We start from the raw sequence: 9,008 nt of genomic DNA, 5'->3' as shown, positions 1-9,008 counted from the left end.
GCATAGCGCATGTAGTGCCGGCGGTGCTGCTGGTGAAAGGCCCAGTACGCCATCTGCGCGGCCGGGTCCCATTGGTCTATGGGGACATTGCGCGGCACCCCGATCGCTCCGCCCGTCTCGTCGGCCCCGCTGTCGGTGTTCATGGCGTGTCCTGCGGGGTGTCGCCCGAGCGCACCGCGGGGCTTTGGCGGCCTGAGCTGGTCAAGTTGGTTATTCCGACGCGGACGCCGGCGGTCAGGATCCGGCGGCTGCCTCGGATGGCATCCGGGCCGAACACCCTTATGACGAGCGCGATCTGAACGAGCCACGCTGCAGCACTCTGCTGCACGGGGTCCTCCCCTGTACCTGTTGCGGTTGGGCGCCGCGATTCCCCCCTCGCGACGCCGGAGACACCTTGCGTCTCCATGTATAAGGCGGCGGAGGGGGCCCGAACGTGCAGACGAGAAGCGAAAAATATTACGTTCAGTAAAGGTCAAGTCACGCCATCTTCGGTCCGGTTGTGACAGCGAATCGATCTCACTGTCGACCCCGGGCTCACCCCGTGGAGTGCGCGCCCGGCGTGTGCCCGAACGCGCGGCGGAAGACGTCGATGAACGCGCTCGCGGACGACCACCCGCACCGGTGCGCGACCGCGGTGACCGGGGTGTTGTCGGCCAGCAGGACCAGCGCGTGGTGGAGGCGCAACTGGGTGCGCCACTGCGGGAACGTCATGCCGAGGTCGGCGCGGAACAGCCGGGAGAGGGTGCGGTCGCTCGCGCCGACCTCGCGGCCCAGTTCGGCGAGGGTGCGGCTGTCCGCCGGGTCGGTGCGCAGGATGTCGCACAGTGTCCGCAGCAGGGGTGCGGTCGGCGTGGGCAGGTGCAGGGGCTCCTGGGGCGAGGCCCGCAGTTGGTCGAGCAATACCGCGCGCAGGCGGGACCGTTCGGGGCTTTCGGCGCCGTTCTTGTCGCTGCCTTCGTCCTCCGGTGTGCGCGTGTAGGCGACGATCAGTTCGCGCAGCAGCGGGCCCACCGCGAGTACGGTCGGCGTCTGAAGGGCGAGCGGGTTCTCGGTCGCGGGCAGTCCCACGAGGTGCAGTTCGAGTTCGCCGTGGGCCTGGTGGGCGTGCACCGTACCGGCGGGGATCCAGAGGGCGCGGGTGCCGGGGGCGACCCAGGAACCGGCGCTGGTGGTGACGGCGAGGACTCCGCGACCGGCGTAGACGATCTGGTGGTCGTCGTGGTGGTGGGTGTCGATCGCGGCGCCGGACGCCAGTGACTGGGTGCGGGTCGGGGCGGTCGGTACATGGCGGATGATCGTCATTGTCTGGCAGATTATCGGAAGTGCGTCACGGTCTTGGGCGTCGAGCATGACGGGGTGCGAAGAAATGCGTCCATCACCCTGCTGTCCGCCGGGCACGCCTGCGTCGACCTGTACCAGGGCGCCGTGGCCTCCCTGGTGCCGTTCTTCGTCGCCGAGCGCGCCTACAGCTATGCCGCGGTCTCGGGCATCGTGCTCGCCGCCTCCCTGCTCTCCTCGGTGGCCCAACCGGTGTTCGGCATCCTGACCGACCGCTGGGCGATGCCCTGGCTGCTCCCCGTCAGCACGCTCCTCGGCGGCCTGGGCATCGCCTTGAGCGGGGTGAGCGGCTCCTACGGGCTGACCCTCGTGTTCGTGGCGGTGTCCGGACTCGGCGTGGCCGCCTATCACCCCGAGTCCGCACGGGTCGCCCGGCTCGCGAGCCGGGGCAGCCACAGCGGGATGGGCTGGTTCTCGCTCGGCGGCAACCTCGGCTTCGCGGTGGCCCCGCTCATGGTCGCCGCGGTCATGGCCGCGGGGGGACTGCGCCTGACACCGCTGCTGGTGCTCCCGGCGCTCGTCGGGGCCGTGTTGTGCCTGCCGGTGCTGCGTGCGCTGGAGCGGCAGAAGGCCGCCGGGGACCGTACGCCGGTGTCGGCGGGCAAGGACGACAGGGCGTCGTTCGTGAAGCTGTCGCTGGCCGTGGTGTGCCGGTCGGTCGTCTTCGTCGGCCTGAGCACCTTCCTCTCGCTGTTCGCAAAGGAGCGCATAGGCGGCAGTGCGGCGGCGGGCACGGCGGCGCTCTTCGTGCTCTACCTCGGTGGCGCGGTGGGTTCCGTGCTCGGCGGCACGCTGGCCGACCGCTGGGACCGGGTCACCGTCGCGCGCCGCGCGTACCTGGTCGCGGCCGGGGCGGTCGCGGGAGTGGTCTTCGTGCCCGGCCCCGCGATATATGTGTTCGTGGCGCTGACCTCGGCCGGTCTGTACGTACCGTTCTCGCTCCAAGTGACGCTCGGACAGGACTACTTGCCCTCGCGTGTCGGCACCGCCAGCGGGATCACGCTCGGCCTGACCGTCAGCATCGGGGGTCTGATGAGCCCGCTGATCGGCGCCGTCGCCGACGCGGCGTCCCTGCGGACCGCCCTGGCGCCGCTGATCCTGATGCCCGTACTGAGCTGGCTGCTGTTCCGCAGCCTGCCCGAACCGCCCGTACCGCCCGCACAGCCGGAACCACCCGTATCGCCGGAACCGCAGCCTGCGGAGGCGGTACGGCCGACGGCGACCGGCGGCCGGATCACGGGTCGGTGACCTTGTGCACCGTGGTGTCCTCGGGGCCGACCCGTCGCCCGTCGGCGGACAGTACTTCGAGTGCGCGCAGGTGTTGTCCCTCGCGGCGGTCGACCAGTTGTGAATGCGGTTCGCCGGGGGCGAAGAAGTTCTGCTCGCCCCACTGCCGCAGCGCCACGATGACGGGGAAGAGCGCCTCGCCCTTCGGGGTCAGCACGTACTCGCGGTAGGCGCTGCCGTCCGACGCGGGCACGGATTCCAGGACGCCACCGGCGACGAGGCCGCGCAGCCGAGCGGTGAGGATGTTCTTGGCCACGCCGAGGCTGCGCTGGAACTCCCCGAAGCGCCGGCTTCCGTCGAAGGCGTCCCGCACGATCAGCAGGGACCACCAGTCGCCGATCGCGTCCACCGACCGGGCGACGGGACATTCGCTGTCGTCGAAGCGCGTTCTGCTCACCATGGGTCCCTCATTCTCGCAGTGGTTGCAACATGCTACCAAAAGGGGTTAGCGTCGCCCTCGCTCATTGGTAGCAAGATGAAACCAGATAGGGGATGCAGATGCTGATGTCCGGCAACAGCGCAGGCAGCGAGGGGAAATCCGCGTACGTCCTCTCCCGCGGCATCGTCACGCTCTTCGCCATCGCCTGCGGCGCCGCCGTCGCCAACGTCTACTTCTCCCAGCCGCTCCTGGTGACCATGGGGCGCGATCTCGGCATGAGCCCGGCACTCGTCGGCAGCGTGGTCACCCTCACGCACGTCGGATACGGCCTCGGTCTCTTCTTCCTCGTGCCGCTCGGCGACGTGGCCGACCGCCGACGGCTCATCGTGGCCCAACTGCTGCTCCTGGTGGCGGCGTTGGCCGTGGTGGCCACCGCCCGCACGGCGGTGATGCTGCTCGCGGGCATGGCCGCGACGGGCCTTCTCGCGGTCGTCACGCAGACGCTGGTGGCGTTCGCGGCATCACTGGCCCGCCCCGCCGGACGCGGACGCGTGGTCGGCCGGGTCACCAGCGGCGTCGTCATCGGCATCCTGCTCGCCCGCACCGCATCCGGCCTCATGGCCGACCTCGCGGGCTGGCGCTCCGTCTACCTCGCCTCGGCATCGCTCACCGCGCTGCTCGCCCTGGTCCTGTACCGAGTGCTGCCCCGCCACAGCGGCACTGCGCCGACCACCCTGCGCTACGGACAGCTGCTGCGCTCCACGCTCACCCTGTTCGCGCGCGAACCACTGCTGCGTATAAGGGCGTTGTACGGTCTGCTGGTCTTCGCCGCCTTCAGCACCCTGTGGAGCAGCATCGCGCTGCCGCTCAGCCAGGCCCCGTACTTCCTGTCCCACAGCGCGATCGGAGCGCTGGGCCTGATCGGCGTCGCCGGTGCGATGGCCGCGACCGTCGCGGGCCGCCTGAACGACCGCGGACTCCCGGGGCGGACCACCGGCACGGCCCTCGCGCTGCTCGCCGCCTCATGGCTGCCCCTGGCCTTCACCCGCAGCTCGCTCTGGGCCCTGGCCGTCGGCGTGATCCTTCTCGACCTCGCCGTGCAGGCCGTCCATGTCACCAACCAGACCCTGATCTACGACCTCCACCCGGAGGCGGGCAGCCGGCTGATCGGCGGATACATGGTCTTCTACTCGATCGGCAGCGCCACCGGCGCCATCGCGGCGACCACGCTCTACGAGTCGGCGGGCTGGGGCGCGGTATGCGCACTGGGTGCCGCGTTCAGCCTGCTCGGGCTGACGCTGTGGGCGTTCACCCGGCACCACACCCCCACCCCGGAGGTCACCGGCTCGCACCTGGCCCGGCGGTGCGAGTCGGCGCGATGACTCACCAGCCCGTCAGGAGCAGATGGTTCAGCAGCAGCGCGAGCACGGCCTGCGCGGTGAGCCAGTGGCGGCGGGTCGCCCCGGGCAGGAGTGCCGTTGCCGCAGACAAGAACGTGGCGAACGGCAGCCAGATGCGTTCGGTCTCCGCCTTGCTCATGCCCGAGACGTCGGCCGCCAGCAGCGCGAGGAGGGCGGCCACGACAAGGACGGTCAGGCGGTCGGCCGGTGTCGTGCGGGCGGTGCGCAAGCGGGTGAGCGCGCCCGGCGCCGAGGCCACCGCCCTGCGCAGGCCCGCCACCGTCGCCAGGCCGACGACGAGCACCGTGCAGGCGAGGTTGGCCCAGACGAAGTAGCCGTACGGCCTGACTCCGGCCGCCCCCTGGTAATAGCGCTCGACGAGCAGGTGGTACGCCTCCCACCAATTGAAGCCCGCGAGCGTGAAGACCAGCGGTGCGACGGCCGTTCCCGCGAGGAACAGCGGGAGCGGGCGCAGGCTGCGGGTGACCAGCAGGACGGCGGCGGCGACCAGGACGAACAAGGTCAGGCCGTACGAGAGGTAGCAGACGAGGCCGAACAGGAGGCCCGAGCCGAGAGCCGCCGCGGCGGGGGAGCGGACCGTACGCGTCGCCGCCAGCGCGAGCAGGGCGACCATCCACGCCGTGACGGCGGCGAAGTAGCCGTCCGCCGACGCGCCGACCCAGATCGCGGCCGGGGTCAGCACGAGGAAGGGCGCCGCCCGGCGGGCGGTCTCCTCGTCGGCCAGAACGCGCAGGGTGATCAGGACGGCCAGTACGGCGGTGCTGCCCACGGTGATGCAGAACGCCCCGGCCCAGGCGCCGCCCCCGAGTCCGACACGGTCGAGGAGGACGAAGGTGAGGGTGGCGCCCGGCGGATGGCCGGCGGTGTGGGGCGGCCAGTGGTCGGGGGAGTCGATGAGGATGTGGCGCGTGAAGTCCCGCAGCGTCGCCGGGATGTCCTGGAAGCGGTCGATGACCTGGAGATATTCGTATTTGGTGGTGAGCCGCTCCGCCACGCCCCGGTGCCAGCCGTCGATCAGCGCGAGCGACCAGATCCAGGCCAGGGCAGCGGTCCATGCGCCCAGGAGGAGGGACCGCCAGGAGAGCCGGTCGGCGAGGGAGGGGCCGTACGCGATCACCGCGGCGGCGACCGCGAGCGCGGCGGGGGTGCCGGGGCCGATGTGCGGGTCCCACCGGGCATACAGCGGCGGCCAGTTGAGATGCAGCGTGCCGTCCGTGTGTTCGATCCAGGAGCCGACGACGATGGCCGCGGTGACGAGTAGCGCCGCGATTCCGGCAGCGGCCAGGTCGCGGCGGTGACCGGTGCGTTCTGTGGTGCTCACGACTGCACGTTAGGCCCGGGGGACGCCTGTGCCCGGACTCCGAGGGGTGACGTCAGCGTTTCGTCATGAGTCGCGGGCCCGTCGGGAGGCAGCACCCGGCATACGGTCGGTCCATGCCCCGCACACCACGTGTGACCTCCCCTGCCGCGCCGGGTTTCTGGCGCAGCCCGCTGCGCGGGCCGTGGCTCACCTCGGTTCTCGGTGTCGTCCTGCTGGCCGGCATCACGCTCCTGTTCGTGACCGGCCTGCTGTCCTACGCGGCGTACAACCCGAACCTGTCACCCGTCAACGACAAGACACCGGACAAGGGCCTCCTCGGCTTCTATCTCTTCGACTGGCCGACCGACCCGCACTGGCTCTACCGCCTCAACCAGGGCCTGCACGTCACGGTCGGCATCACGCTGGTCCCGGTGCTGCTCGCGAAGCTGTGGTCGGTGATCCCCAAGCTCTTCGCGCTGCCCCCGGCGCGGTCGGCGGGACACGCCCTCGAACGGGTCTCGCTGCTCCTCCTGGTCGGCGGCGCGCTGTTCGAGTTCGTCACCGGAGTCCTCAACGTCCAGTTGGAGTACCTCTTCCCCGGGTCGTTCTACCCGCTGCACTTCTATGGCGCCTGGGTGTTCTTCGGCGCGTTCGTGGCCCACGTCGTGCTGCGCCTGCCCCAGGTCGTACGAGTGCTGCGGGAACAGGGATGGCGCGAACGGCTGCGGGACCCGCGTCCCGAGCCGGACGACGGGGAGGGGCTGGTGGCGGCCGGGCCCGCCGAGCCGACCGTGACCCGGCGGGGGGCGCTGGGCATGGTCGGTGCGGGCTCCGCCCTGCTGTTCGTGACGACGGCCGGGCAGACCGTGGACGGGCCCCTGCGCCGCACCGCGTTGTTCGCGCCGCACGGCGGCGGCGACCCGGGAAGCGGGCCGAACGGCTTCCAGATCAACAAGACGGCCGCGAAGGTGGGCATCGAGCGGCAGGACACCGGCGAGCTGTGGCGTCTTGTCGTCGCCGGACCACGCGGAGAGGTCAAGCTCTCGCGGACCGATCTGCTCCAACTGCGCCTGCACAGCGCGGCGTTGCCCATCGCCTGCGTGGAGGGCTGGTCGACGTCGGACCAGTGGTGGCGCGGCGTGCGGCTGCGTGACCTCGCGGCCCTCGCCGGGTTCGACGAGGATCCGCCGGGCGTGCTCGTGGAGTCCTTGCAGCGGCACGGAGCCTTTCGCAAGGCCGCGCTGCGCGACAACCAGGTCCGCGATCCGCGCTCCCTCCTCGCCCTGCACGTCAACGGGGAGGACCTGTCGCCGGACCACGGCTATCCGGCGCGGATCATCGTTCCGGCCGCGCCCGGAGTGCTCAACACCAAATGGGTGTCCCGTCTGACCTTCGGGGAGCTGTGATGAGCGGTCTCGCGCAAGGAATCCGGCCCGTGGACCGACTCCGGCGGTGGTACGGCGAAGGGCCGCTGCAACTCCTTGTGCTGCTGGCCTCGTTCGCGCTCGCCGGGTATGCCGGGGTGCGCCTCCTGGACGGCGACTGGCTGCTGATCGCCGTCTGGTTCGCCGGCGCGGCGCTGGTGCACGACCTGCTGTTCGTGCCCGCGTACGCACTGGCCGACCGGGCCCTGCGGACCGCCGCGGGGCGGCTGGAACGCAGGGAGTGGATCAACTTCGTACGGGTTCCGGCTTTCCTGTCCGGGCTGCTGTTCCTTGTGTGGTTTCCGCTCGTCACCCGGCAGGTGGAGGGCTACGAATCCTCCACCGGGCTCCCGGCCGGTGTCTTCCTCACCCGGTGGCTGGTCGTCACGGGCGTGCTGTTCGCGGGAGCCGCTCTGTGCCGGGTGCTTCAGGTGCGGCGCGCGCGGCGCAGCGCCAGGAAACAACGGCCCCCGGTGGACCACTGATCGACCCGGCTCCAGCCGGGCGGACGGGCGTGGCGCAGCAGGGCGGGGGTGCCGAGGCGGGCCCAGGGGAACGGCTCGCCCGGCGCGCCGTGCCCGTCGTCGACGTGCACCTCCACCCGCTCGTCGACGTCCACCGGTGCCGTCTCGGCGATCAACAAGCCGCCGGGAGCCAGGAGTTGGGCGACCCGGGCGAGCAGGGCCGAGGGGTCGCCGCCGATGCCCACGTTGCCGTCGATAAGCAGAGCCGTGCCCCAGCGTCCCTCGCCGGGGAGCGCGTCGAAGACGGACCGCAGCAGCGCGGTGCCGCCGAGCCGGACCGTGTGGTCGACCGCGGCCTGGCTGACGTCGACCCCCAGGACGCGATGGCCGCGGGCCGCGGCCCCGGTCACCAGGCGGCCGGGGCCGCAGCCGATGTCGAGGACGCTGCCCTCGCAGCGGCGCAACGCGGAGAGGTCAGCCGCGTCGGCGCTCGCGCACCAGCGTTCGACGTCCAGGGGCAGCAGCCAGCCGTCGCTGCGGCGCAGGAACAGCGGGCCGTGGCCGTTGCGCAGGGCATTGGTGTACGGATCGGTGTGCCAGGGCGCGGCCGCGGGGGCCGCCCCGCGGAGCCCGGTGGCGGGCGGTGCGGTGCTCATCGGCCGCCGTCCCGTCCCGTGTGCCCGGCCGTCGCCGCGAGACGGTCGAGGGTCGCGGCGAACCGGCTGTGCGGCGCCGCCGCCGCGACCTCACCGGCGTCGTCGGCCGTGTCGACGTCACGCAGCCAGGGCAGATCGCGCACCCTCAGCCCGGCGCCGGTGAGCCGGGCCCGTTGCAGGGCGCCGGTGTCGGGCCGCGACATGGGGACGCCGCGCAGCAGCCGCGGATCGGGCTCGGCCAGGCCGAGCGCCCAGAATCCGCCGTCGAAGGCGGGGCCGAACCAGGCGTCGCAGTCCTGCCAGGCGTCGGGGCCGAGCGCGGGGGCGAGCAGGGCGGGGGTGATCTGGGGGGTGTCCATGCCGACCAGGAGGGCCGGCCCCGTACAGGCGCCGAACGCCGCCGCGAGCCGCTCGTCCAGGCCGCCCGCACACTGCGGGATCACCTCGATGCCGGAGGGCAGCCAGGGCCCCGGCCGCCCTTCGAGCACCAGGACCCTGCGGCGGGCGGGGGCGGCGAGCACCGTGCCGAGCGTGTCGGCGAGCGAGGCCGCGGCGAGCTCGGCGGCCTCCTCGGGGGAGTAGGGCGGAGTCAGCCGGGTCTTCACCCGCCCCGGCAGCGGTTCCTTGGCGATGACGAGGAGGGTCGTTCCGTGGGTGATCATGCGGCACCGCCGAGTCCGGGCAGGGGGCCGGCCCCGGGGGTGCGGGGCGGGTTGGGGCGTGCTGTGGAGGGTCCTGA

General features: G+C 72.0%; 9 protein-coding genes. 4 read left to right on the top strand and 5 right to left on the bottom strand.

The annotated features are described in order from the left end of the window. Positions 1-534: 534 nt before the first annotated feature. Positions 535-1,302, bottom strand: coding sequence for an AraC family transcriptional regulator (locus tag ACQKIP_RS11625; protein WP_365855154.1), 768 nt, complete (start codon positions 1,300-1,302; stop codon positions 535-537). A gap of 54 nt (positions 1,303-1,356) precedes the next feature. Between ACQKIP_RS11625 and ACQKIP_RS11620 the strand changes: the two genes are divergently transcribed. After that, entirely contained in the window at positions 1,357-2,586 is a 1,230-nt protein-coding gene (locus ACQKIP_RS11620; RefSeq protein WP_365855152.1) for an MFS transporter, read from the top strand. Here the strand turns inward: ACQKIP_RS11620 and ACQKIP_RS11615 are convergent. Beyond that, entirely contained in the window at positions 2,573-3,025 is a 453-nt protein-coding gene (locus tag ACQKIP_RS11615; RefSeq protein ID WP_365855150.1) for a winged helix-turn-helix transcriptional regulator, read from the bottom strand. The genes ACQKIP_RS11620 and ACQKIP_RS11615 overlap by 14 nt on opposite strands. A 98-nt stretch (positions 3,026-3,123) precedes the next feature. Here ACQKIP_RS11615 and ACQKIP_RS11610 point away from each other — a divergent pair, with 98 nt between their 5' ends. Continuing rightward, positions 3,124-4,386: an MFS transporter gene (locus ACQKIP_RS11610; protein ID WP_427742878.1), complete on the top strand. Its 1,263-nt coding sequence runs from the start codon at positions 3,124-3,126 to the stop codon at positions 4,384-4,386. A gap of 1 nt (position 4,387) precedes the next feature. Here ACQKIP_RS11610 and ACQKIP_RS11605 read toward each other — a convergent pair whose 3' ends face one another. Further along, positions 4,388-5,746 carry a hypothetical protein gene (locus ACQKIP_RS11605; protein WP_365855146.1) on the bottom strand — a complete coding sequence of 453 codons (1,359 nt, stop codon included), beginning with the start codon at positions 5,744-5,746 and terminating at the stop codon, positions 4,388-4,390. Positions 5,747-5,859: 113 nt separating this feature from the next. Here ACQKIP_RS11605 and ACQKIP_RS11600 point away from each other — a divergent pair, with 113 nt between their 5' ends. Both ACQKIP_RS11600 and ACQKIP_RS11595 read left to right on the top strand, forming a co-directional pair. Further along, positions 5,860-7,131, top strand: coding sequence for a molybdopterin-dependent oxidoreductase (locus ACQKIP_RS11600; RefSeq protein ID WP_365855144.1), 1,272 nt, complete (start codon positions 5,860-5,862; stop codon positions 7,129-7,131). Beyond that, positions 7,098-7,634 carry a hypothetical protein gene (locus tag ACQKIP_RS11595; RefSeq protein WP_427742876.1) on the top strand — a complete coding sequence of 179 codons (537 nt, stop codon included), beginning with the start codon at positions 7,098-7,100 and terminating at the stop codon, positions 7,632-7,634. The genes ACQKIP_RS11600 and ACQKIP_RS11595 overlap by 34 nt, the downstream gene beginning before the upstream one ends. On the opposite strand, the gene ACQKIP_RS11590 is transcribed toward ACQKIP_RS11595, so the two are convergent. Both ACQKIP_RS11590 and ACQKIP_RS11585 read right to left on the bottom strand, forming a co-directional pair. Further along, entirely contained in the window at positions 7,577-8,269 is a 693-nt protein-coding gene (locus ACQKIP_RS11590; RefSeq protein WP_365855140.1) for a class I SAM-dependent methyltransferase, read from the bottom strand. The two genes, ACQKIP_RS11595 and ACQKIP_RS11590, sit on opposite strands and share 58 nt — an antisense overlap. Next, positions 8,266-8,931 carry a TIGR04282 family arsenosugar biosynthesis glycosyltransferase gene (locus ACQKIP_RS11585; RefSeq protein ID WP_365855138.1) on the bottom strand — a complete coding sequence of 222 codons (666 nt, stop codon included), beginning with the start codon at positions 8,929-8,931 and terminating at the stop codon, positions 8,266-8,268. Before ACQKIP_RS11585 ends, ACQKIP_RS11590 begins: the two co-directional genes overlap by 4 nt. Between the last annotated feature and the right edge of the window lie 77 nt (positions 8,932-9,008).

Origin of the sequence: Streptomyces sp. NPDC059900 (assembly GCF_050270335.1) — a bacterium.
Taxonomy (GTDB): domain Bacteria; phylum Actinomycetota; class Actinomycetes; order Streptomycetales; family Streptomycetaceae; genus Streptomyces.
This window is presented reverse-complemented; position numbering and strand designations above follow the sequence as displayed.